We start from the raw sequence: 24,299 nt of genomic DNA, 5'->3' as shown, positions 1-24,299 counted from the left end.
AGCGCGCTTGCGCGCGATGGGGCATTACCGGGAAAGCCTCATCGCGCGAGCGCGCTCCTACATTGATCTCCTACGGCTGCACCACCGTCATCGTTGCCGGCGTACTGCGTCCTACACCACGCAACTCCGGCCGATACATGTCTTCCACCAACGACGGCGGCACCGTGTACGTGCCCGGCGTGACCGCACGCACCAGGTAATACACCTGCGCCTTGCTGCCCGAGGACAGCGACAGCGCAGCCACATAGCGGTCGTCGCGGAACTCTTCGTGCTTGACGTCGGCGGCGCTGGAACGCTCGCTGATGCCGATGCCATCTACCACCACATCGGCCCACTGCTTGGCATCGCCGAGATTGAAGTTCTCGATCTCCAGGCCTGCCGGCAACAGGTCGGTGAGCAACGCGTCCGGCATGTTGCTGTTGGCGGTGATGACCACCCGCACGATCAACGCTTCGCCTTCTTTGAGCGGACGCGGCGTCCACGGTTTGCCGTCGGTGGTGTACCAGCTGCGCTCCACGCTGAGGATGCGCGTGTCCGGCTCCGGTGCGCTGCGCGGAATGCCGGCCACTTCCAGGCTGGCATACATCGGTGCTTCGCCCTGCGGTGCGAACTGCACACCGCGCGCCAAGGCGGCGCTGTCGAAACTACGCCCGAACAAACGGGCCGGCGCAATCTCCTGCACCTCGCCGCCCACTGTCAGCGTGCCGGAGACCTGCTTGCCCTGCCCGACCATCAAGGCCTTGCCCAAGCGCGCAAGCGCCACCTGCTCCTGCGTGCTCAGCCACAGCCAGCCGGTGGCGCGACGTGCATCCAGTGCGCGACCCAACGCAACCGCACGGGTGTCGTACTCGGGTCTGGACAGGCCACGCTCGTGCAGCAGCGCCATCATCAACGCATCGTCGCGGATCGCACTGCCGTAATCGGCGAAGTACAGCGGACGCTCGCTGCTGTCCTTGGCGAATCCTGCCTTGATCGCCGCCTGCCCACGCTTGGTGTCGCCCTGCAACGACAACGCCGCACCCAGATGCACCAGCGACAAACCGGTCAGTGCCTTGTCGCGCTGGTTGTCGTACAGCGCGCGCAGCGTGCCCAGCGGGGCGCGGTTGACGCGTGCCAGCACATACCCCGACCAGGCCTGATTGGCGAACTTCAGGCTATCGCGGCGATCCTGCCCGTAGAACTCGTTGCCACCGGACAGCAGGTCTTCGCTGAGCCGATTGAGCGCTTTCTGCAGCACGTTGTCGGGCACTGCAAATCCGGCGTCCTTGGCGTCGAGCAGGAACTCGGCGATGTACGGGGTCAGGCCCGGATTGACGTAGCCGTCGTCGCCCCACATCGAAAAATGCCCGCTGGCGATCTGCATCGACGCCAGTCGGCCGAACGCGCCTTCCATGCGCTCGCGGCGCGTGGCCGCATCCAGCCCCTTGGTGCCGAGCGCCTTGGCGGTGGCATCGTCGAGCAGCAGCGCCGCATAGCCCTTGCTGGTGGTCTGCTCGGCGCAGCCGTACGGATACTCCAGCGCCCCTTGCAAGGCGCTGGCGAACGGAATCGGCGGCAACGGGCTGACCACCATGCGCGCAGTGACCGAGCCGGCCATCAGGCCATCGGCAAAGCCGCTGTCCAGGGTGATCGGCGCCAGCGGATCGAGCACGCGCGTCTGCGCACGCAACACCTGCGGCCAACCGGCACGCACCGGCAGGTCGTAGCTGCGGTCGGCCTTGAAGCCATTGCCGTCCACACGCACGCGCACCTTGGCCACGCTATAGCCTTCGGTAGCGCTCAACGGGAAGCTCAGTGTCTGCTTGGCATCCACACCGAGCTTGACGCTGCGCGACGCCTCGGCAATGGCCAGTGGGCCAACACCCTCTACGCGCACATTGAACTCGCCCGGCTTGCCGGTGAAGTTCTGCACATCCAGCGTCACCGTGCTGCGGTCGCCCGGCGCCATCACGCGCGGCATGCTGGCCTCGGCCAGGATCGGCGCGCGTACCACGGTTTCCATATCGTGATTACCGTAACGCGTGTCCGAATACACCAACGCCGAGACACGCAGCGTACCGTTGAAATCCGGCACCGGCAGTTGCACGCGCGCATTGCCCTTGGCATCGAGTTTTACCGAGCCGGAAAACAGGTCCACGGTCTGCACGCGCGCGGTCGGGCGCTTGGCTTGCGGCAAGGCTTCCAGGGCCATGTCGCCGCCGAACTTGAGCTTGCCGCTGGCGCCTTCGAAACTTTCGATCACCCGCCCATAGATGTCGTAGGAATCGGTACCCAACCGGCGTTGCGCGAAGAACTGCGCGTTGGCATCGGGCACCGGGAAGCGGGTGATGTTGAGGATACCCACATCCACCGCAGAGATGGTCACGTGCGCGGCCTTGCCGGCCAACTCCGGCACGCTCACCGTCACCGGCAACGCCTGCTCGGGGCGCATCTGCTTGGGCGCAGCCAAGCCCACCGCCACACGTCGTGCCTTGCGATCCATCGGCACATAGGCCACACCCACCGCACGCGCCGGGGTGATCTTGCTCGGCGCACTACCACCGCGAAATACCAGCGCGGTGACGTACACATCGTGGCGTTCCCACGCCTCGGTCACGGGGATTTCGAAGCTGCTGCCCAGCTTGACGTCGATGTCCTGCACGTACAGCAGCTTGTCGCTTTCCACCAGCAACACGCCCTTGCCGGCATGCGGCGGGGTCAGCGTGACGGTGAGCGTATCGCCGGCACGGTAGCCGGTCTTGTCAAGCGCCAGCTTGACCTTGTCCGGGCGCGCGTCCAGGCCGCGGTTTTCGTCGTTCCAGCTCCAGCCGGCACGGAACGGGTAGCGCGTGGTCAGCCCGGTGGCCGGGTCGAACACGTCCAGGCGGTACTCGCCCCACTCCACCGGGAAATCGAGCTTGGCGTTGCCGCCGGCCACATCGAGCGTGCGCGTGTCCTTGTTCTCGAAGCGGCGGGTGAAGTCGTAATCCCAATGGTCGTCGGTGTAGTTCCAGTGGTAGTCGCGCAGCTCGCGCACCAGCGTGGCTTTCAGGCCCTTGGCCGGTTGCGGCTTGCCATCGGCATCCACGCGGGTGATTTCGAAGCGCGCAGTGCCATTGGCATCGGTGCCGTCCTTGTCGTCGAACAAGGGGCGTACGCCGACCAGCGCCTTGGCCGGCCACAGCACGCGCTTGACGGTGCGGGTGACGGTGCGCCCGCCAGTCTCGTACACGCTGCCGGACACCACCGCGGCGATCGTGCTGACCGGCTTGGCTTCGGCGGGCAGCGCGATGTCTTCGCGCAACACGCCGTCGCTGCCGAACTCGGTATCGATCACGTCCTTGGCTTCGCGCGGCAGCTCCAGCGTGGGGTCGCCGAAGAACCAGCCCGGCAACGACTCCAGCGGATGCTGTTCGACGCTGACCGCGAGCTTGGCGGTGAAGCGGTTACCGTCGGCCGGCGCGCCATACAGATACGCCGCATTGGCAACCAGCTTGAACGGCTGGCCGGCACTCAAGGTCTTTTGCTCGGCATCCAGATCCAGCTTCATGCGCTCGGGCAGGAACTCTTCCACGCGCACGGTCATGCCCTGCACGGCGTCCTTGCTGGCCGGATCGGTGCGGAATTCCACCTGCCAGCGCCCGGTCGGCGCATCGGCGGGAATCTGCTGGGTGAACTCGAAATAGCCCTGCTCGCCGGGCTGCAGTCTGGTCTCGCGGAAGGTCTTGCCGTCCGGCTGCTTGAGGCGCAGGAACACCGGCTGCGGCTTGGTAGGCTTGCCATCGTTGTCGCGCAGGATCGCCGACACGCGCATGGTCTCGCCGGGGCGATACAGGTCGCGGCCGGCCCAGGCGAACACATCGAACCAGGCACTCTGGCGCCCGGCCACCGCAAATTCGCTCAGATCCAGCGCCGGCTGGTTGAACGGAAGCACCGAGATATCGGTCTTGCTGCGCGCCGTCAGCACATGGCCGGCATCGAGCGTGTAGTTGAGCAACGCATTGCCGTTGCCGTCGGTGGCGCCCTTGAGGAACAGTTCGCCCTTGGCATCGAGGATGCGCACTTCCACGTTCTTGATCGGCTCACCGCTCTGCAGTGAGGCGGTGTGCACAAACAGCTTGTCCTTGTACGCACGCGTGTGCAGGCCGATGTCGCTGACGGTGAAGAACGCGGTATCGAAGCCATTGTCGAAACTGCCGGCGCGCTTCATCACCGCGAAGTACAGGCCCGGCTCCTGCAGTTCCTTGATGTCCTGCGTGGGCAGGTAGGTCAGCACGCGCTCGTTCTGCTTGCCGCCAAGAATGAAACGATTGACGTAGACCGGGTCGGCCAGCTTTGACAATGGCTCCTTGTCGCTGTAGTCGCTCTCCAGCTCCCAGCTGCCGCGACGACCGCCGCGCTGAAACTGCTGAAAGAACGCCGGCAGCGATTTCTCGCGCACGCGCAGGAATTCCACGTCCACTTCCGGCACGTTGACCGACACCACCGGCAGACCGCGGCTCTCGCGCGCCGGCAGTACGCTGCCTTGCGAAGCGAACCCGGCCACAGGCTTGAGCTGCCCGGTATAGACCTTCTGCTTGAGCTGCTTGCCAAGGCGGCTGCCATCGGCAGCCAGCAGGTTGGCGTCAATCAAGACCGTGTAGTCCTTGGCCGCTTCCACGTATGGGTAGCGCAGCGTCTTGCCGTCGTCGGACAGCGACCAGCTGCTGTCGCCGTTGCCGACCTTTTCTTCGAAGCGCACCAGCGCATCGAAATCCTGCGTGCCGACCAGCGGCCGCGAGAATTCCAGCGCCAGCGACAAGCCGTCGCTGGTCTGGTCAGGATAGGCACGTGCCAGCGCAAAGCCGGTAATCGCCTGCTTGTCGGCCTTGATCGCCTCGCCGCTGGCGGTGGGCAACTGGCCGCTTTCGTTGCGCTTGCACGCCACCCCGCCAATCGCCATGGTCAGCAACACCACCCACAGCAACATGCGCCGCGTGCCCGACCACTTCATCCCTGATTGCTGGCTGTCCATTCGTGCTACCCCATGACTGAGGACGCAAGTATAGCGATGCCGTGCATATCGCCGATGGCGGTGGCGCGACGACTTGGGCACTTACCGATAGGCGGTGATCGTGCGCTGCAAGGCTAGCGTCGCGATGGCACCGGTGCGTACGACTGGCGATGAGCGTAGTGGTTTAGTCAGCGCTCTTACAGCGACCAGTTAAACCACTTCACGCCATCTGTTAGAGGGCCGCTGAGCTGCGACTTGGCTGCAGGGCCCTTGCCCGCCCACCGTCGCGGGACACGCCGCAAGTACGTCCATGTAGGCTCTTACGCGGCATCCATGCCGCGTAAGGTCCCGCGACGGTGGGCGGGCAAGGACCAGTGGAGATGGTCGGTGTGCATGTTTGCAAGCAAGGCATGACACGCGTTGTCTGGATAACTGTGCATCCGATCAGCTTCGCAACGCAACGAGATCAACAGGCAAGCTTTCAACAAAGCAGCCGACTCACTTTCTGGTGCGGTGTCCTCGCCGATTGCGGGACCGTGTGGCGGCATGGATGCCGCCACCGAGCCTACATGGACGTACTTGCGGCGTGTCCCGCGAGCGGTGAGGGCACCGCGCCCTCGACTGACCAGGCGTTTGACTGCATCTAAAAAGAGCGGCTAACAAAACGTAGCGAGCAGTCGTCAGGTGGGCGTGGATGGCGCGCTCAGAACCGCAGTGTACGAGTGGTACATGCCGATTCCGGGCACCGGCCGCGCCCGCCTGGCAGCTGCGCAGTAGTTCTGTTCGCCGCTCTTAGGGCAACTGCAACAACGTACGCATGTACATGTCGATCAACGCCGCCTTGTCCGCACGCAGGCAGGCCTGCACGTTCGGCATGCCGGCGCCTTCGCGGGTGTAGCCCTGTGCATCGACGTCCAGATGCAGCGGCGTGGTCGGGCACAGTTCGGGGCGCAGCAGCCAGGCCACCGGCACCGCGTCGAACAAGGTCGGCGTGGCGCTGGCCCAGGGCTGGTCGGTATTGCGCCAATGGTAGTACAGCTGAGTGAGCGCATCGGTGAGCCCGTCGCCATGTGCAAACAAGGCGATGCGCTCGGGTTCTTCCAGCGTGATCTGGGTGGCGTCCAAAGGCAGCAACACGATCGGCACGCCTGCCGAGAACACGCGCTGCGCAGCGGCCACATCGGAGAGGATGTTGTACTCCGGTGCCGGCGCACTGGCCGGACGATACGCCGACTTGCCATAGCCCACTCTCACCGAGCCGCCCATCGCCACGATGCGCTTGAGCTTGGCAAAGCCGGCCGGGTCGCGCTGCTGCGCCAATGCGGCGTCGGTCATCGGCCCCAATATGAGCAAGGTCACCTGACCGGGATGCAGGCGCGCCTGCTGCAGGATCATCGCCGCCGCATCCGGCAGCTTGCCTGGCAACTGTCCCTTGGCCGCCCAACGCGCCTGGCTGAAAGCGATCGTGCTGGTGGTGCGCGCGCCCAATGCCAACGGAATCTCGCTGCGCCCGGCCTGCTGCAACAAGCGCTGCAACAACTGCGCACGCAACGTGGTATCGCCCCAGGCCGATGCGATGCCCAGCACGCGCAACTGCGGGCTACGCAGCAACAGCCCGAGCGCAAACGCATCGTCGATGTCGTCGCCGATATCGGTGGAGACCACCAGCAACTCGGTGGATGTGGGCGTTGGCGCCGCCTGCGCTGCACTCGCCGCAGGCGGCTGCGCCCACGCCACTGCCGACGCACACCACAGCCCCACCATCCACCACGCGTTACGCCATATCCGCTGCATGTATCTCCTCCTGCCGCCATAAAAAAAACCGCCGGCATGTTGGCCGGCGGTTCAATCGTGCTACACCACAACGCCGATCAGAAATTGGCGCGGAACTGCGCACCCACGATGCGCGGATCGTTGATGAAGCCGGTGAGGTTGTTGAAGTCGATCGCACCGGTCACGCGGATCTGGTTGGTGCAGTTGCGGCAGAACACCGACAGCTCGTACGCACCCGCGCCCCAGTTGTAGCCGATCTTGGCGCCGCCTTCGACCAGCGGCTGGCCGGTGAACTCCTTGGAGTCGTACAGGAAGAAGTTCACTTCGTTGCGGTAGGACCAGTCGGTGTAGAAGAACAGCTCGCCATCGTTGCCCATCGGGATGCCGTAACGCAGCGTGGCGTTGGCCATCCACTTGGATGCCTGTGGCAGGTCGTTGCCATCGATGAGCGCGTTGCCGGCCGCATTGAGCGGGTCGGTCACGGTGCATGTGCGGCACACGCCCACCGACAGGCTCGGGTCGTCGATGCGGGTCCAGTTGTAGGCGCCACCGGCGGTGACGCGCAGGTTCTGGGTGAGCAGCGCTTCGAAATCGAACTCGGCACCGCGCGCCTTGGTCTTGTCGGCGTTGAGCAGGCGCACGTCGTTGGAAACGCCGCCCACTGCGGTGAGCTGCTGGTTCTTGACGCGGAAATCGTAGATGTCGAAGCTCAGGCGCGCGCGGTTGTCGAACAGATCCGACTTGATGCCGATCTCGAACGAATCCACCGTCTCCGGCTCGGCCACGGTCAGCGGCGCGGTGCCCGAGGGCACGCCGAAGCTGGCGCCACGGAAGCCACGTGCCGCACGGGCGTACACGTTGACGTCGTCGTTGATGGCGAAGGTGGCCGCCAGATCGCCGGTGACCTTGGAGTTGTCGGTCTCGCCGCTGGACGGCTCGACCAGCGTGACGCGATCCAGCGCCAGCACGTCGAAGGTCTTCTTGTCGTAGGTGTAGCGGATGCCGGCGCGCAGGTTCAGGCGATCGGTGGCCGCATAGTTCAACGAGCCGAATGCCGCCCACGAGGTGTTGCGCTGGCGGGTCAGCTGGTAGCTGGCCAGATCGCCGCCGCTGAAGGTGTTGTAGGTGTAGTTTTCGCCTTCCACATCGTCGTGGAAGTAGTACAGGCCGGCCTGCCAGTTGAGCGGGCCTTCGTACTGCGATTCGGCGCGCAGTTCCTGGCTGTACTGGTCCAGGCTCTTGATGCCGCCGGCGGTTTCCACCGGGAACGGAATCACGCCCGGGCCGGACGGCGGTGCGAACACCGCGCCGAAGCCGCCGTCGATGTCGCCGCGGCTGTAGTACTTGCCGATGCCTTCATACGCGGTGATCGAGTGCAGCGCGATGTCGCCCAGATCCCAGGTCAGGTTGGCGCTGCCGCCGTAGGTCTGCAGTTCCTGGTTGTTGGCGCCGTCGATGAAGGATTTTTCTTCGTCGAAGCCGTCCACCAACTGGTTGGTGCCGGGCCGGATGATGTTGGCGCGGAACAGCCGCGCGGTGCCGTCCAGATGACGCGCATGCGCGTTGAACAGCGCGCTGAAATCGTCGCTGGCCTGGTACAGCAGCTGCAGGCGCACGGCCGAATCGGTATAGCCTTCCAGGTCGCGGCCATCGCGGTTTTCCACCCAGTCGTCGCGACGCTGGCCCAGCGTGGACAGACGCGCCGCCCAATGCTCGCCCATGGCGATGCTCAGGCCGCTTTCCAGCGTCATCGTGCCGTAGGTGCCGTAGGACAGGCTGGCGTAGCCGTCATTGGCACCAATGGTCGGCTTGACCGAGTTGAACTTGACCACGCCGGCCGGCGTGTTGCGGCCGAACAGCGTGCCCTGCGGGCCGCGCAGCACTTCCAGGCCTTCCAGATCGAAGATCGGGAAGCCCTTCAGGAACGCGTTTTCCTGCACCACGTCGTCATAGATCAGTGACACCGGCTGCGAGGCGTAGGTGTTGAAGTCGGTGTTGCCGTAGCCGCGGATGTACACGCGCGGGAACACACGGCCGTTGGACGATTCGATATTGAGGCTGGGCGCCTTGCCGGCGAGCACGCGGATGTCCGAGCCGCTGGTGGAGATGGCGTCCAGAAATTCGGGGCGCAGCACCGATGCCGAGACCGGCACGTCCTTGGAGTCTTCCGAGCGGCGCTCGACCGTGACCTTGACCGCGTCCAGGCGAATGACACCGTCGTCGCTGGGCGCCTGCTGGGCAGCGGCATGGCACGGAAGAAGGGAAGCGACGGCAAAGGCGAGCGCGCTGATCTTGAGCGACCGGCTGGCGGACATGGGAAGACTCCGAATTCGGTTGGCGGAGCGGCCTGATCTGCATGCCGCGTTGCAACAGAATTAACACGATTTACACAAATTTGGCAGAGCGCGTGCGAAAAAGTTTTCCGAATTCGAAAAGGCGTTCGAATTAATGCAACACGGCCGTGCAATTTGTGCGTTGGGGCGTACCGGGTCTCAGGCCCCGGTGCCAGTACCGGGTCGCCTGGAAAGGAGGCTTGAGCCTGCCGTTCCAATCATGGGGAAAGGCGTTGACATCGCCAGTGGTAGCAGCGGCATTCCATGTCGCCTGCGCCGATCACTGTGCCTGCAGAACATCACCCGGTACCCGCACCCAACCTTCCATCAGCACCCGCGCACTGCGGCTCATCAACGCCTTGGTCACCTGCCACTGGCCATCCACCAATTGCGCTTCGGCGCCAACGCGCAACGTGCCGGACGGATGCCCGAAGCGCACTGCCGAGCGCGTCGCGCCGCCGGCTGCAAGATTGACCAAGGTGCCCGGCACAGCGGCTGCCGTGCCGATGGCCACCGCCGCAGTGCCCATCATCGCGTGATGCAACTTGCCCATCGACATCGCGCGCACCAGCAGATCGAGTTCGGCCGCGTGCACCGGCTTGCCGCTGGACGCAACGTAATCGGCCGGCGGCGCAACGAACGCCACCTTCGGCGTGTGTTGCCGCGTGGCGGCATCTTCCACTTTCGCAATCAACCCCATCCGCACCGCGCCATGCGCACGCAAGGTCTCGAACATCGTCAATGCGCGCGGGTCACCATTGATCGCCTCCTGCAATTCGGTGCCGGTGTAGCCCAGGTCGCGCGCGTTGACGAAGATGGTCGGGATGCCGGCATTGATCAGCGTCGCGGCGATCGTGCCCAGGCCCGGAATCTCCAATTGATCGATCAGCTTGCCGGTGGGAAACATCGCCCCACCCTCGCCTTCGGCATCGTCGGCCGGGTCGAGAAACTCCAGCTGCACTTCGGCCGCCGGAAAGGTCACCCCATCCAGTTCGAAGTCGCCGGTTTCCTGCACCTGGCCATCGCTCATCGGCACATGCGCCACGATGGTCTTGCCGATATTGGCCTGCCAGATCCGCACCGTCGCCACACCATCGCGCGGTACCCGCGCGGGGTCGACCAGGCCATTGGCAATCGCAAACGGCCCCACCGCCGCCGACAGATTGCCGCAGTTGCCGCTCCAGTCCACGAACGCGCTGTCGATGGACACCTGCCCGAACAGGTAGTCCACATCGTGCCCGGCACGCGTGCTGGCCGACACGATCACGCCCTTGCTGGTGCTCGAAGTCGCCCCGCCCATGCCATCGATCTGTTTGGCATACGGATCGGGGCTACCGACCACCCGCAGCAACAAGGCATCGCGCGCCGGACCGGGCTGCTGCGCGGCGGCAGGCAGATCCTGCAGGCGAAAGAACACGCCCTTGCTGGTGCCGCCGCGCATGTAGATGGCGGGGATGCGGAGTTGGGGGAGATGGGTCATGGGTGAAGGCCGGGATTGGGGATTGGGTGGCAGAACCACGGCAAGGGCCATGGACGCTAGTGCGCTTGCGGTGCTGATGTCGCTTTCAACAAATCTCGATTCCCGGCTCCCGATTCCCGGCTCTCAAGAAAATCCTGCGCAAACCGTTGCAGCACGCCGCCCGCCTCGTAGATGGACACTTCCTCGGCGGTGTCCAGGCGGCAGGTGACCGGCACCTGCAACTGCTCGCCGTTGCGCCGATGGATCGACAGCGTCAGCGTGGCGCCGGGTGTGCGTTCGCCCATCACATCGAAGGTCTCGCTGCCATCGATGCCCAGCGTCTTGCGATCGCTGCCCGGCTTGAACTCCAGCGGCAGCACGCCCATGCCGATCAGGTTGGTGCGGTGAATCCGCTCGAAGCCTTCGGCCACGATCACCTCCACCCCGGCCAGCCGCACGCCCTTGGCGGCCCAGTCGCGCGAGGAGCCCTGGCCGTAATCGGCACCGGCAATGATGATCAGCGGCTGCTTGCGCGTCATGTAGGTTTCGATCGCCTCCCACATGCGCAGCACCTGCCCTTCCGGTTCCAGCCGCGCCAGCGATCCTGCCTTGACCTGTCCATCGACCACGGCCATTTCGTTGACCAGCTTGGGATTGGCGAAGGTGGCGCGCTGCGCGGTGAGGTGGTCGCCGCGATGGGTGGCGTAGGAATTGAAGTCTTCTTCCGGTACGCCCATCTGCGCCAGATATTCGCCGGCCGCACTGCCGGCCTGGATCGCATTCGACGGCGACAGATGGTCGGTGGTGATGTTGTCGCCCAGCACCGCTAACGGGCGCAGGCCATGCAAACTGCGTGCACCGGCGAGCGCGCCTTCCCAGTACGGCGGACGACGGATATAGGTGCTTTGCGGCCGCCAGTCGTAGAGCGGGCTCACCTGCACGCCCTGCCCCACGCTGCGCTTGAACATCGGGTCGTAGACGCTGCGGAAGTGTTCCGGCTTGACGCTGCGCGCCACCACCGCATCGATCTCCGCATCGCTTGGCCACAGATCCTTGAGTGTCACCGCCACGCCATCGGCATCGATACCCAGCACATCTTTTTCGATATCGAAGCGCACCGTGCCGGCGATGGCATAGGCGATCACCAACGGCGGCGATGCCAGAAACGCCTGCTTGGCATACGGATGGATGCGCCCGTCGAAATTGCGGTTGCCCGACAACACCGCCGTGGCATACAGATCGCGGTCGATGATTTCCTGCTGGATCACCGGATCCAGCGCACCGCTCATGCCATTGCAGGTGGTGCACGCGAACGCGACGATGCCAAAGCCCAGTTGTTCCAGTTCGCTCAACAAGCCAGCGTCTTCCAGATACAACTGCACCGCCTTGGAGCCCGGCGCCAGCGAACTTTTTACCCACGGTTTGCGGGTCAGTCCACGTGCATTCGCATTGCGCGCCAGCAAACCAGCGGCGATGACATTGCGTGGATTGGAGGTGTTGGTGCACGAAGTGATCGCCGCAATGATCACCGCACCATCGGGCATCTGGCCCGGCACGTCTTCCCACGTGCCGGCAATGCCGCGCTCGGCCAGCGCGCTGGTCGCCACGCGCTTGTGTGGGTTGGATGGCCCGGCCATATTGCGCACGACGCTCGACAGGTCGAACTGCAGCACGCGCTCGTACTGCGCGGTGACCAGATCATCCGCCCACAAGCCGGTATGGCGCGCGTAGGTGTCCACCAACGCAATCTGCGCGTCTTCACGCCCGGTCAGACGCAAATAGTCCAGCGTTTGCTGGTCGATATAGAACATCGCCGCGGTAGCGCCGAACTCAGGCGTCATGTTGGAAATGGTGGCGCGGTCGCCAATGGTCAACGCGCTGGCACCGGCACCATAGAACTCCAGATATGCACCGACCACACGCTGCTGACGCAGAAACTCGGTCAACGCCAGCACGATGTCTGTGGCAGTGATACCGGATGCCGGCTTGCCCAGCAACTCCACACCGATGATGTCGGGCAAGCGCATCCACGACGCGCGCCCGAGCATCACGTTTTCCGCCTCCAATCCGCCAACACCGACTGCAATGACGCCCAGCGCATCCACATGCGGGGTGTGGCTATCGGTGCCCACGCAGGTATCGGGGAACGCCACACCATCCAACGTGTAGATCACCGGCGACATCTTCTCCAGATTGATCTGATGCATGATCCCGTTGCCCGGCGGAATCACTTCCATGTTTTCGAACGCGCGCTTGGTCCATTCGATGAAGTGGAAGCGGTCGGCATTACGACGGTCTTCCACGCTGCGATTCTTGGCTAAGGCCTGCTTGTCGAAACCGGCGTATTCCACCGCCAGCGAGTGATCGACGATCAACTGTACCGGCACCACCGGATTGACCTGCGCCGGATCGCCCCCCTGCTCGGCGATCGCATCGCGCAGTCCGGCCAGGTCGACCAACGCGGTCTGCCCCAGAATGTCGTGGCACACCACGCGCGCCGGAAACCACGGAAAATCCAGATCGCGCTTGCGCTCGATCAGCTGGCGCAGGTACGCCTCCAGCATCTGCGGTTCTGCACGCCGCACCAGGTTTTCGGCGTGCACGCGCGCGGTGTACGGCAGCATTGCGTAGGCGCCTGGTTGCAGCGCATCCACCGCAGCGCGTGCATCGAAGTAGTCCAACGAGGTGCCCGGCAGGGGCTTGCGGTACTGGCTGTTCATGGCTGGCGATATCGAAGCGGGCGGAGGCATTTCGGGATTCGGGATTCGGGATTCGGGATTCGGGATTCGGGATTCGGGATTCAGATTAGAGTCTCAGACGCCTTTAGGGTTTCTCCATCTCTCATCGCGCTTGCGAGAGCTCGATCGCCTTCATTGAACGAAGGCGATCGAGGTGGACCACTCCAACGGCGAGCGCGTTCTCAGGAACGCTGATCCAACGGCACGAACACCTGATCTTCCGGCCCGGTGTAATTGGCCGAGGGACGAATGATCTTGCCGTCCACGCGTTGCTCGATGATGTGCGCGCTCCACCCTGCAGTGCGCGCCAGCACGAACAACGGCGTAAACATCGCCGTCGGCACGCCCATCATGTGGTAGCTCACCGCGCTGAACCAATCCAGGTTCGGGAACATTTTCTTGATGTCCCACATCACCGTCTCCAGACGCTCGGCAATGTCGTACATCTTGCGGCTGCCCTGCTCGTCGGACAGCTCCCGCGCCACCTCCTTGATCACCTTGTTGCGCGGATCGGACACGGTGTAGACCGGATGCCCGAAGCCGATCACCACTTCCTTGCGCTCCACGCGCGCCTTGATGTCGGCCTCGGCTTCATCCGGGGTGTCGTAGCGCTTCTGCACTTCGAAGGCCACTTCGTTGGCGCCACCGTGCTTGGGGCCGCGCAACGCACCGATGCCGCCGGCGATGGCGCTGTACATATCGCTACCGGTACCGGCAATCACGCGGCTCGCGAACGTGGACGCGTTGAACTCATGCTCGGCGTACAGGATCAGGCTGGTGTGCATCGCACGCACCCAGGACTCCTTCGGCGCAAAGCCGTGCAACAGATGCAGAAAATGCCCGCCGATGGAATCGTCGTCGGTCTCCACCTCGATGCGCTTGCCGTTGTGGCTGTAGTGATACCAGTACAGCAACATCGAGCCCAACGATGCCATCAGCTTGTCCGCGATGTCGCGCGCACCGGGATGGTTGTGGTCGTCCTTCTCCGGCTGCAGGCAGCCCAATACCGAGACACCGGTGCGCATCACATCCATCGGATGCGCCGACGGCGGTAGCTGTTCCAGCGCAGTCTTCACCGCAGCCGGCACGCCGCGCAGCGAGCGCAATTTGGCCTTGTAGCCGCGCAGTTCGCCGCTGTTGGGCAACTTGCCGTGCACCAGCAGATACGCGATTTCCTCGAACTCGCTGGTGGTTGCCAGATCAAGAATGTCGTACCCGCGGTAATGCAGATCGTTGCCGCTGCGGCCCACCGTACACAACGCGGTGTTGCCGGCAGCAGTACCGGACAATGCGACGGATTTTTTCGGCTTGAAACCGGGGTTGACGGTGTCGTTCATGCGATGAGCTCCCAAACTATGTCGTGTTGCGGTGTCACGGATGAGGTAGCGAAACGTGCGCGCAGCAGAGCGCGATCATGCGCCTTTGCGCGCAAACAGCGCATCCAGACGCTGCTCGAAGCCGTGGTAACCGATGCGTTCGTACAGCTCTTCGCGTGTCTGCATGCTTTCGAGCACGGCCTGTTGATGCCCGTCGCGACGAATCGCGGTGTAGACCGCCTCGGCCGCCTTGTTGGCCGCACGGAATGCGGACAACGGAAACAGCTGGATCGCCACACCGGCCTGCGCAAGTTGGTCGCGGGTAAACAGCGGCGTCTTGCCGAATTCGGTGATGTTGGCCAGCACCGGCACGTGCACCGCATCGACGAAGCGCTTGTAGGTGTCCAGGTCGTACGCGGCCTCGGCGAAGATACCGTCGGCACCGGCTTCCACGCAGGCGATGGCGCGTTCGATCGCCGCATCCACGCCTTCCATCTGGATCGCATCGGTGCGTGCTATCAAAAAGAACGCCGCATCGGTCTTGGCATCGGCGGCCGCCTTGACCCGATCCACCATCTCGCCCTGGCTGACGATCTCCTTGCCCGGCCGATGTCCGCAACGCTTGGCGCCCACCTGATCTTCGATATGGCAACCGGCCGCGCCCGCCTTGATCAGCGATTTGATGGTGCGCTCGATGTTGAACGCACTCGGCCCGAAGCCGGTGTCCACATCCACCAGCAGCGGCAGTTCGCAGACATCGGTGATGCGGCGCACGTCGATTAGCACGTCTTCCAGCGTATTGATGCCCAGGTCCGGCAACCCCAACGAGCCGGCCGCCACACCGCCGCCCGACAGATAGATCGCCTGGTAGCCGGCGCGCTGGGCCAGCAGCGCATGGTTGGCGTTGATCGCGCCGATCACCTGCAGCGGCGATTCGGCAGCCAGCGCGGCGCGGAAGCGCGTGCCGGCGGAAGCGGTGGGCGAAAGCGTCATGGCGGTTCCTGGATTGGGATGTGGTGATGAGCGCAAATGGCATGCCAACTGTAACCCTTTGATTTGACTGCCGAGACTATGTCAATTTGTTGCAAATCCGTAACGTGAGGAGCAGCATGAAACGTCATCGAAACGCGACTACATGATGCGCACGCCCTCCATCCCCGAGCCTTCCGACGTCTCAACACCTGTGGTCTGGACCGTCAGCGTTTCACGTCTGACCGGCCTGCTGGCCGATGTCATCCCCGAGTTCGACCAGCGCGCGCGCATCGAGCAGATCAACCTCGGCTTTGCCGAAGCAGTGGAGGTCATCGGCCAGCGCCTGCGCCGCGAGCGCTGCGATGTGCTGGTCGCCGGCGGCTCCAATGCCGCCTATCTGCGCAGCCGGCTTGCGCTGCCGCTGGCGCCGATCCAGGCCACCGGGTTCGATCTGATGGAAGCGCTGGCGCGCGCACGGCGTATCGCGCAACGCATCGGCGTGGTCACCCACGCCACCGATGTGCCCTCGTTCCGCGCCTTCCAGCAGAGCTTCGACCTCGACATAGAACACCGCCGTTTCGTCACCGCCGAAGACGCCCGCGATTGCATCGCCGACCTGCGCGCCAGCGGCATCCAGGTCATCGTCGGCACCGGCATGGCGATCGATTTCGCCGAGCAGGCCGGCCTGCCCGGTGTGCTGCTGTATTCCGCAGATTCGGTACGCCTGGCGCTCGAACAGGCCATCGCCTTGGGCACCGCGCCCAGTAACGATCGCCCTACAGGCCGCACCGGCACACGTCGCGCTCGCCGCACCGATGCATTGCTTGGCGAAGACAATGCAATGACGCACGTGCGCGCGTTGGTGCAGCTGTACGCGCCACATCCCGGCACAGTCTTGATCAGCGGCGAAACCGGCACCGGCAAGGAACTTGTCGCGCGCCAACTGCACGCCGGCAGCCGTCGGCGCGGCCGCTTCGTTGCGATCAACTGCGGCGCCATCAGCGAATCGCTGCTGGAAGCAGAATTGTTTGGCTATAGCGACGGTGCATTCACCGGCGCACGCCGCGGCGGGCACATCGGCCTGGTCGAAGCCGCACAGGACGGCACCTTGTTTCTCGACGAAATCGGCGAACTGCCGATGCCGCTGCAGACACGCTTACTGCGCGTGCTGGAAGAGCGCGAGGTGCTACGAGTTGGCGCCACGTTGCCGGTCGCTGTCGACGTGCGCGTCGTCGCCGCCAGCCTGCAACCGCTGCAGACACTGGTCGAACAAGGACGCTTCCGCCGCGATCTTTTTTATCGGCTGGCAGCGCTGCGCATCGCACTGCCGCCACTGCGCAACCGACCCGACGAGATCGCCTTGTTGCTGACGCATTACTTCCAGCAACTGGGCAGTATCCCTTCGCCACTGACACCGACAGCATTGCAGCAGCTGCAACAGCACGCGTGGCCAGGCAACGTGCGCGAACTACGCAATCTGGTCGAACGCCTGTGCATCCACTGGAAGGCACAGCCATACGACAACCTGAGCCTGGATCATCTGGAAAGCTGGGCACCAGAGCTATTCGACATGCACCTTGGCGACAGCATGCAAGCTGTCCAACACACCGATCTTGCAACCTCACGCATGCAACTCACTGCAGCAGCAGTGAGTGCAGCCCTCGAACGAGCAAACGGCAATCGCGCCCTCGCCGCTCAAGCACTCGGCGTCTCGCGCACCACCTTGTGGCGCTGGATGCAGGCGCAGGCCTTGGCATCGCGTGCTTGAGATGCAGATGTACACTTCGGCTTCGTGTGCTTAAGACGCAGCTGCGGGCTCTGGCATCGCCTGCTCAGGACACAAGCGCGGGGTTTTGCAGCGCGTCGTTGAGAACGCAAGACTCGCGGTCAGCAGTCACAAACCAGCGACGCAGTCCATACGACATGGTCGCTGCTACGTTGGTGATGCGATCCCGCCGCACACGCAGTGCCGCCCACTCCAGCGCACGCCCGTTGAGCGAGCGCGTAGCGATCACTTAACCCGCGTGTACTCGCTATCGCCCGTGCTCAAATGGCCGGTCGCCTGATCGATCGCGTAATTGACGGTGCCATCCGCGCTGGACACCTGCAGCACACCCTTGTTCAAGATTGCCGGATGATTCTTTGTCTTGACGCCGCTGCCCAACAACTCCGGCGTGGTATCGCGAATGATGAAGCTCTCGCCATTGTGCTCGATGCTCAGCACGTTCTTCTGCGACTTCACGTTGACCCACTTGCCCACGTACTGCTCGCCCACATCGCGGGCACAGCCGGCCAGCAACACCATCGCAACCAGAGCACTTCCAAGCAGCGTCTTCATCGCCACTCCTTTTTCAACGCGGGGGTAGTGCAGGATGGCGATTCATTCGCGGGCCCGCAAGAAGCAGGCACAACCGGAATAGCATGACGGTCGGCGACTTTGAACTAGTCGGGAGGCCAGCAGACTGGACAGTTGACTCTCCCACACACATACGTACAATTTCCTGTACATATCTGGATCATCTCATGGACACGATCACCTACAGCGCCGCGCGTGCCTCTCTGGCCGACACCATGGACCGTGTCGTCAATGACCATGAGCCGGTGATCATCACGCGCAGCGGTGAGCGTGCCGTGGTCATGTTGTCGCTGGAAGACTACAAGGCTATGGAAGAGACCGCCTACCTGCTGCGCAGCCCGAAGAGCGCGCAACGGCTACTGGAATCCATTGCCCAGCTTGAGGCCGGTCGCGGCAAGGAACAGGAACTGGCTGAGTGATTCTGCAGTTTGCTGACAATGCCTGGGAGGACTACCTCTACTGGCAACAGACCGACAAGAAGCTGCTCAAGCGCATCAACGAGTTGATCAAGGCCATTCAGCGCGATCCTTTCCAGGGCATCGGCAAACCCGAACCGTTGCGCCATGCGCTGGCGGGCTACTGCTCCCGCCGCATCAACGACGAACACCGGATTGTCTACAAGGCCGAGAATGGCATCCTGCTGATTGCTCAGACGCGCTACCACTACGCGTAATCCTTGCCCATCCACGCTGCCGGCGACACCCGCCAAACGCAGCGTTGGACAGCCACAACGATTCGACGACATCTGTCAGGCGGAACAAATACTCAACTGAACTAGATGGTCAACACCTTGCAGGACAACAAAAAGCCGGCACTTGGCCGGCTCTTCTCTTCTCGCGCTGAAACCCATATCTGTCACTGGATTTCGATGGTGGGCGGTACAAGGTTCGAACTTGTGACCCTTGCCGTGTGAAGGCAATGCTCTACCGCTGAGCTAACCGCCCGGTGACGCGAGCCGCACATTATAGGGCAGCTGCGGCGGTCGTCAACAGGTTCATCCACGGCCGCAGCGATGCTGTCGAAAACGCCCAATTCTGATGCGTGGATGCGGCGTTCCGGCTACCTGGCAGCGACATCGTGGCGGTCGATTCCGTGCGGTTCAAATGCCCGTTCCCTTCGATGACCCGCTTGAAGACGAGGGCGATCACGCACACGCGGCTGCGCCACACCACACTGCACACGCGTCACATCGTATGCGTCGGCTTATCCGAAGTCGTCAGCCCCGCCAGCAGCGTCTCGATCTTGTTGCGTACCGCCTCACCTTCCGGGCCGTCCGGGAACTGCACGCCGATGCCGGCAGCGCGGTTGCCCTGCGCGCCGGCGGGCGTGGTCCAGATGACCTTGCCGGCGACCGGCAGGCGCTCGCTGGAGTCCGGCAGCGTCAGCAGCAGGAACACCTCGTCGCCTAGCATGTAGCGCTTGGGTGTGGGTACGAAGATGCCGCCGCCTTTCACGAACGGCATGTACGCGCTGTAGAGCGCCGGCTTGTCTTTCAACGCCAGCGACAAAATGCCTTGGCGTGCATTCATTGCACTCATCGAGTTCCCCTAGAACGTACCGGACGCTCTCCCTCGCGCCAGGACAGCAACAATTCCGTCACCGCCAGATCGGCACGGACGGTGGTGCGCAGCAGATCGCGTGTGCGATTGGCGGCGTCGAACCAGGTCGCCAGCTTGTGCAACCGCGATGGATCGGTCAAGCCGGCAGATGCCTGTGCCAGCGCCAGGTCGGCGGCGTGGCGCAGACGTTGGTCGGCCTGGCCGTCGTTGGTCCAGCGCTGCGCAACATCCACTGCGCTGGTGCGCCCGGCGGCGATCTGCTCCAGATCCTGCGCCACCGTGCGACGTACCGCCAGGCCATCTTCGCGCAACCACTGCGCGGCAAGCCCCGGATGGCCGCGTGCGGCCTCCAGCGCTTCCTCTGCAGCCCGCTCGCCAACGCCTTGCGACAGCAACCAGGCCAGCGCCTCGTGCGCGGGCGGCAGCTTGAATTCCAGACGCTGGCAGCGGCTGCGGATGGTCGCCGGCAAGCGCGCCGGCTGCGCACTGATCAGCCACAGGTAGCGACCCGGCGAGGGTTCCTCCAGTGTCTTGAGCAAGGCGTTGCAGGCAGCGCGATTGATCGCATCGGCCGGGTCGACGATCACCACCTGCGCGATGCCGTACTGGGGGGTCAGCGAGAGCTTCTGCGAAATCTCGCGCACCTGCTCGATCACGATCTCGGTGCGCAGCTTGTCGCCGGTGCGGTTGGGAATGAACGAGATCAGCTGCAGGTCCGGGTGGGTCCCGGCCGCGATCAGCTGCCGGCTGCGCTGCGCCAGCGCCGGGTCCGGCGCGCTGGCCAGCACGTGCTCGGCCAGCGCCAGGGCGACCGCACGCTTGCCCAGGCCATCCGGCCCGCAGATCAGCAAGCCGTGCCCGAGGCGGCCGGCGTCCAGCGCCGCCAGGGTCTGGTCGTAGGCGCGCTGCTGCCAGGGCGAAAATGCGGCGGTCATGGCATTGGTTCCGGTTGCGGCAAGCGGCGACGCTGCAGATAGCGCGCCACTGCGGCGTTGTGCTCGGCCAGGGTAGACGAGAACGCATGCGCGCCAGTGCCATCGCCGACCGCGACAAAGTACAGCGCCTGGCCGGGCGCCGGACGTACCGCTGCCAGCAATGCTTCACGGCCCGGCATGGCGATCGGGGTCGGGGTCAGGCCGGTGCGGGTGTAGGTGTTGTATGGCGTGTCGGTGGTCAGATCGCGACGGCGGATATTGCCGTCGTAGCTGCTGCCGATGCCGTAGATCACGGTCGGGTCGGTCTGCAGCTTCATACCCAGCTGCAGGCGGCGCAGGAACACCCCGGCAATCAGCGGTCGCTCGCTGCCCAGCGCGGTCTCCTTTTCGATGATGGAGGCCAGGATCAGCGCCTGCTCCGGCGAAGTCAGCGGCAAGTTGGGAGCGCGCTGCTCCCAGGCCTGCGCCAATGCCTTGTCCATGGCCACGTGCGCGCGCTTGAGCACGTCCACATCGCTGTCGCTGCGCTGGTAGAGATAGGTTTCCGGCAGGAAGCGGCCTTCCGGATGCTGATTGGCAAAGCCCAACCGTGCCATCACAGCCGCATCGTCCAGCGCGCCGATGGATTGCTGCAGCGGCGTGGCGGTGGCCAGTGCCGCGCGCAATTGGCGGAAATTCCAGCCCTCCACGATCGTGAAGCGGTACTGGATCACCCGGCCCTGGCGCATGCGTTCAAGCAGCTCGCGCGGCGAGAGAGCCGGCGCCAGCGCGTATTCGCCCACCTTGAGCTTGCCGGCCGCATCGACCTGGCGGGCGAGCAGTTGCCATTCCAGATCCGTACCCTGCGCCACGCCGGCATCGCGCAACTTGCGCAACGTCACCTTGAGTGAATCGCCGGGCGCAATCACCACACTGGGCGCGCTCGCGCTCACCGGTGTAGCGGCGAAGTGCAGGTAGTGCCGCCATGCCACCACAGCCGCAATCGCCAGCAACGCCGCGAGCAACAGTGCCGCGCCCAGCACGGCCAGACATCCACGTTTGCCAGTCACCGCCACACGTACCTCGTCATTGCCCCAGCGCCGCGCAGGATACCGCGCGCCGGTGATGTCCCGTTGAAGCGCTCATATCTGGTCGAGTGCACGCAGCAGGCCGCGCGCCTTGGCGCGGGTTTCGTCCAGCTCGCGCTGCGGATCCGAGTCCACCACGATCCCGGCCCCGGTACGGAAATGCACCTGGTTCCCGGCCACTTCGGCGGTGCGGATCAGGATGTTCAGATCCATGTCGCCATCGCAATTGAGCCAACCGAACGCGCCGGTGTAGGCGCCACGCGCGGTGCGTTCGAGCTCGGCGATGATCTGCATGCAGCGCACCTTCGGGCAACCGGTGATGGTGCCGCCGGGAAACACCGCCGCGATCACCTCGCCGGGCGTGACCTCGGCGCGCAGACGGCCGCGTACATTGCTGACGATATGGTGCACATGCGCGTAGCTCTCCACGCCCATCAGCTCATCCACCTCCACCGTTCCCGGCGCACAGATGCGGCCCAGGTCGTTGCGCTCCAGGTCGATCAGCATGACGTGCTCGGCGCGTTCCTTCGGATGGCCGACCAGCTCGCGGATGCGCGCGGCATCGTCGTCGCCGGCAAAGCGCGCACGGGTGCCGGCGATCGGGCGCGTCTGCACCACATCGCCCTGCACCGACACCAGTCGCTCCGGCGAGGAACTCACCACCGCGCGTCCCGCCGCCACGAATAGGCCGGCGAACGGTGCGGGGTTGGCCGCGCGCAGCCGCGCATGCAGCGCTGCCGGATCGACCGCAGCAGCGAAGACCGCATGCCAGGCGCGCGAGATATTGGCCTGAAACACGTCGCCAGCGCACAGATACTCAAGCACGCGCTCCACTGCACCGGTGAAGCGTTCGGGCGCGTCTTCTTCGACAGCCACCGGAGCGACCCAGTCCGGCAACGGCGGCAGCACGGCGCAGGCGGCGATGTCTTCAGCGATGCGCACCAGCAACTCTTCGCGCCCCGGCTCGGCCAGTGCGATGCAGTGGCCATCTACCCGATCACGCAACACGGCGGCCGGCGCACGCAAGGCGAGCGCTGTCGGCAAGTGATCGTCGCGCGCGGGCAACTGCAGAATCGGCTCGACCTGCGCGGCCAGCTCGTAATCCAGCAACACCGCCCAGCCGCCACGAAACGGCCATGGACTTGTCGCATCGTGCGGCACGCGCTCGGCCTGCCAGGCTGCATCCAGCGCAGCCAGAAAGCCGCCTTCCAGCACGCGTCCGTCGCCATCGCGCGTGTGCCCATCGGCGTCGAGCCGCAGGCTTGCGCCTTCTGCAAGCAGCAAGACATCCCAGCGACCGTGCTCGGTACCGACGGCGGTGGATTCGAGCAAGGCCGGATAGCGCTGCGGCGCCAGCCGATGCAGCGCCAGCAGGTCGATGTCCGCATGCAGGGATCTGGTGAGCGTCATCGGCCTGGTTTGGCGTGGGGTGCTAGAGCGCGCCGCCCTGCTGCAACTGCAGAAGGCGAGCGACGATGGAATCGGGCTGTGAATCAGAAATCGGGCCGCGCGGACGCATCGCGCGCGGCGGCTGAAACTAGCTTGCGCGCCGTTCTCCGTAAAAAGAACGGCGCGCCAACTCAGAGGCGCTTGAACACCAGCGTACCGTTGGTGCCGCCAAAGCCGAAGCCGTTGGACATCACCGCATCCACCTGTACTTCGCGTGCCACGTTCGGCACGTAATCCAGGTCGCAGCCTTCGCTGGGCTCTTCTAGATTGATGGTCGGCGGAATGATGCCGGTATGCAGCGCCATCACCGAGAAGATCGCTTCCACGCCGCCGGCCGCGCCGAGCAGATGACCGGTCATCGACTTGGTCGAACTGACCATGGTCTTGTAGGCGTGGTCGCCCAATGCGCGCTTCATCGCCAGCGTCTCGGCCAGATCGCCCAACGGCGTGGAGGTGCCGTGCGCGTTGAGGTAACCTATCTGCTCGGGATTGAGTTTGGCATCGCGCATCGCCGCAACCATGCTGCGCGCCGCGCCTTCGCCATCTTCGCTGGGGGCGGTCATATGGAACGCATCGGAGCTGGCACCGAAGCCGACCAGCTCGGCATAGATGCGCGCGCCACGCGCCCTGGCGTGTTCGTACTCTTCCAGCACCAGCACGCCGGCGCCGTCGCCCAGCACGAAGCCGTCGCGCTGCTTGTCCCACGGACGCGAAGCGGCGGTCGGGTCGTCGTTGCGGGTGGACATCGCCTTCATTGCGCAGAAACCGCCCACCGAGCTCGGCGAGGACCCGCGCTCGGCGCCGCCGGCCAGCATCACATCGGCATCGCCGTACTGGATCATCCGCATCGCGGTGCCGATCGAATGATTGGAGGTGGCGCAGGCGGAAACAGCCGAGAACGTCGGGCCCTTCAAGCCCTTGATCAGGCTCACCTGGCCCGGCAGCATGTTGATGATGGTGCTGGGCACATAGAACGGCGAAATCTTGCGCGCGCCGCCCTCATGGAATTTGATGGTCTGCTCTTCGATACCGAGCAGCCCGCCGATGCCGGAGCCGAGAATGGCGCCAACACGTTCGGCATTGCTTTCGTCGATCTCCAGCCCGGAATCGTCCAGCGCCATGAACGAAGCGCCGACGCCGTAGTGGATGAACGAATCCATCTTCTTGACGTCCTTGGCGGACACAAAAAGCGTGGGGTCGAAATTCTTGATCTCACCGGCGATCTTGGTGGTGAACTGCGAGGCATCGATCTGCGTGATCGGGCCAATGCCTGAGCGCCCGTGGATGATTCCATCCCAGCTGGTGGCCAGATCATTGCCCAGCGGCGACACCATGCCCATGCCGGTAACGACAACACGACGACTCATTGC

Annotated in this window: 16 protein-coding genes, 1 tRNA gene and 1 other RNA gene; 3 read left to right on the top strand and 15 right to left on the bottom strand. The window is 64.3% G+C overall.

Annotation, left to right across the window (positions count from 1 at the left end; genetic code table 11):
* Nucleotides 1-70 precede the first annotated feature (70 nt).
* The 8 genes from NYR97_RS14765 to prpB form a co-directional block, all read right to left on the bottom strand.
* On the bottom strand, nucleotides 71-4,972 hold the full coding sequence (locus NYR97_RS14765) for an alpha-2-macroglobulin family protein (protein WP_316694168.1): 4,902 nt from the start codon (nucleotides 4,970-4,972) through the stop codon (nucleotides 71-73).
* A gap of 654 nt (nucleotides 4,973-5,626) precedes the next feature.
* Nucleotides 5,627-5,703, bottom strand: a non-coding RNA gene (locus NYR97_RS14760) — sX9 sRNA.
* Nucleotides 5,704-5,764: 61 nt separating this feature from the next.
* Nucleotides 5,765-6,736 carry a nucleoside hydrolase gene (locus tag NYR97_RS14755; RefSeq protein ID WP_316698248.1) on the bottom strand — a complete coding sequence of 324 codons (972 nt, stop codon included), beginning with the start codon at nucleotides 6,734-6,736 and terminating at the stop codon, nucleotides 5,765-5,767.
* A gap of 107 nt (nucleotides 6,737-6,843) precedes the next feature.
* Nucleotides 6,844-9,060 carry a TonB-dependent receptor gene (locus NYR97_RS14750; protein ID WP_316694166.1) on the bottom strand — a complete coding sequence of 739 codons (2,217 nt, stop codon included), beginning with the start codon at nucleotides 9,058-9,060 and terminating at the stop codon, nucleotides 6,844-6,846.
* Nucleotides 9,061-9,358: 298 nt separating this feature from the next.
* Nucleotides 9,359-10,558, bottom strand: a complete 1,200-nt coding sequence (gene prpF, locus NYR97_RS14745; protein ID WP_316694162.1) for a 2-methylaconitate cis-trans isomerase PrpF — start codon at nucleotides 10,556-10,558, stop codon at nucleotides 9,359-9,361.
* Between the two features lie 56 nt (nucleotides 10,559-10,614).
* On the bottom strand, nucleotides 10,615-13,257 hold the full coding sequence (gene acnD, locus NYR97_RS14740) for a Fe/S-dependent 2-methylisocitrate dehydratase AcnD (protein ID WP_316694160.1): 2,643 nt from the start codon (nucleotides 13,255-13,257) through the stop codon (nucleotides 10,615-10,617).
* A gap of 200 nt (nucleotides 13,258-13,457) precedes the next feature.
* The gene (gene prpC / locus NYR97_RS14735) at nucleotides 13,458-14,612 is read right to left on the bottom strand and encodes a bifunctional 2-methylcitrate synthase/citrate synthase (RefSeq protein WP_316694158.1); all 1,155 of its coding nucleotides are present in this window, start codon (nucleotides 14,610-14,612) and stop codon (nucleotides 13,458-13,460) included.
* A 75-nt stretch (nucleotides 14,613-14,687) separates the two neighbouring features.
* Nucleotides 14,688-15,584 (bottom strand): methylisocitrate lyase, encoded by an 897-nt coding sequence (gene prpB / locus NYR97_RS14730; protein WP_316694156.1) that lies wholly within the window; start codon nucleotides 15,582-15,584, stop codon nucleotides 14,688-14,690.
* A gap of 145 nt (nucleotides 15,585-15,729) precedes the next feature.
* On the opposite strand from prpB, the gene prpR reads away from it, so the two are divergent.
* Nucleotides 15,730-17,331, top strand: coding sequence for a propionate catabolism operon regulatory protein PrpR (gene prpR, locus NYR97_RS14725; protein ID WP_316694155.1), 1,602 nt, complete (start codon nucleotides 15,730-15,732; stop codon nucleotides 17,329-17,331).
* A 243-nt stretch (nucleotides 17,332-17,574) separates the two neighbouring features.
* Here the strand turns inward: prpR and NYR97_RS14720 are convergent, their stop codons facing one another.
* Nucleotides 17,575-17,901, bottom strand: a complete 327-nt coding sequence (locus NYR97_RS14720; protein ID WP_006448403.1) for a hypothetical protein — start codon at nucleotides 17,899-17,901, stop codon at nucleotides 17,575-17,577.
* Nucleotides 17,902-18,086: 185 nt separating this feature from the next.
* On the opposite strand from NYR97_RS14720, the gene NYR97_RS14715 reads away from it, so the two are divergent.
* Nucleotides 18,087-18,338: a type II toxin-antitoxin system Phd/YefM family antitoxin gene (locus tag NYR97_RS14715; RefSeq protein WP_205392173.1), complete on the top strand. Its 252-nt coding sequence runs from the start codon at nucleotides 18,087-18,089 to the stop codon at nucleotides 18,336-18,338.
* Nucleotides 18,335-18,592 carry a Txe/YoeB family addiction module toxin gene (locus NYR97_RS14710; protein WP_316694149.1) on the top strand — a complete coding sequence of 86 codons (258 nt, stop codon included), beginning with the start codon at nucleotides 18,335-18,337 and terminating at the stop codon, nucleotides 18,590-18,592. Before NYR97_RS14715 ends, NYR97_RS14710 begins: the two co-directional genes overlap by 4 nt.
* Nucleotides 18,593-18,788: 196 nt before the next feature.
* On the opposite strand, the gene NYR97_RS14705 is transcribed toward NYR97_RS14710, so the two are convergent.
* The 6 genes from NYR97_RS14705 to fabF form a co-directional block, all read right to left on the bottom strand.
* Nucleotides 18,789-18,863 (bottom strand) — tRNA-Val (locus NYR97_RS14705).
* A 240-nt stretch (nucleotides 18,864-19,103) separates the two neighbouring features.
* On the bottom strand, nucleotides 19,104-19,457 hold the full coding sequence (locus NYR97_RS14700; protein WP_003483889.1) for a PilZ domain-containing protein: 354 nt from the start codon (nucleotides 19,455-19,457) through the stop codon (nucleotides 19,104-19,106).
* Nucleotides 19,454-20,413 carry a DNA polymerase III subunit delta' gene (locus tag NYR97_RS14695; protein ID WP_316694147.1) on the bottom strand — a complete coding sequence of 320 codons (960 nt, stop codon included), beginning with the start codon at nucleotides 20,411-20,413 and terminating at the stop codon, nucleotides 19,454-19,456. Before NYR97_RS14695 ends, NYR97_RS14700 begins: the two co-directional genes overlap by 4 nt.
* A complete protein-coding gene (mltG, locus tag NYR97_RS14690; RefSeq protein ID WP_425612995.1) occupies nucleotides 20,410-21,468 on the bottom strand; it encodes an endolytic transglycosylase MltG in 1,059 nt (352 codons plus the stop codon). Before mltG ends, NYR97_RS14695 begins: the two co-directional genes overlap by 4 nt.
* A gap of 66 nt (nucleotides 21,469-21,534) precedes the next feature.
* Nucleotides 21,535-22,890: an aminodeoxychorismate synthase component I gene (locus tag NYR97_RS14685; protein ID WP_316694143.1), complete on the bottom strand. Its 1,356-nt coding sequence runs from the start codon at nucleotides 22,888-22,890 to the stop codon at nucleotides 21,535-21,537.
* A 170-nt stretch (nucleotides 22,891-23,060) separates the two neighbouring features.
* Nucleotides 23,061-24,296 (bottom strand): beta-ketoacyl-ACP synthase II, encoded by a 1,236-nt coding sequence (fabF, locus tag NYR97_RS14680; protein ID WP_316694141.1) that lies wholly within the window; start codon nucleotides 24,294-24,296, stop codon nucleotides 23,061-23,063.
* Between the last annotated feature and the right edge of the window lie 3 nt (nucleotides 24,297-24,299).

This window comes from Xanthomonas hydrangeae (assembly GCF_032697525.1).
GTDB lineage: Bacteria > Pseudomonadota > Gammaproteobacteria > Xanthomonadales > Xanthomonadaceae > Xanthomonas > Xanthomonas hydrangeae.
This window is presented reverse-complemented; position numbering and strand designations above follow the sequence as displayed.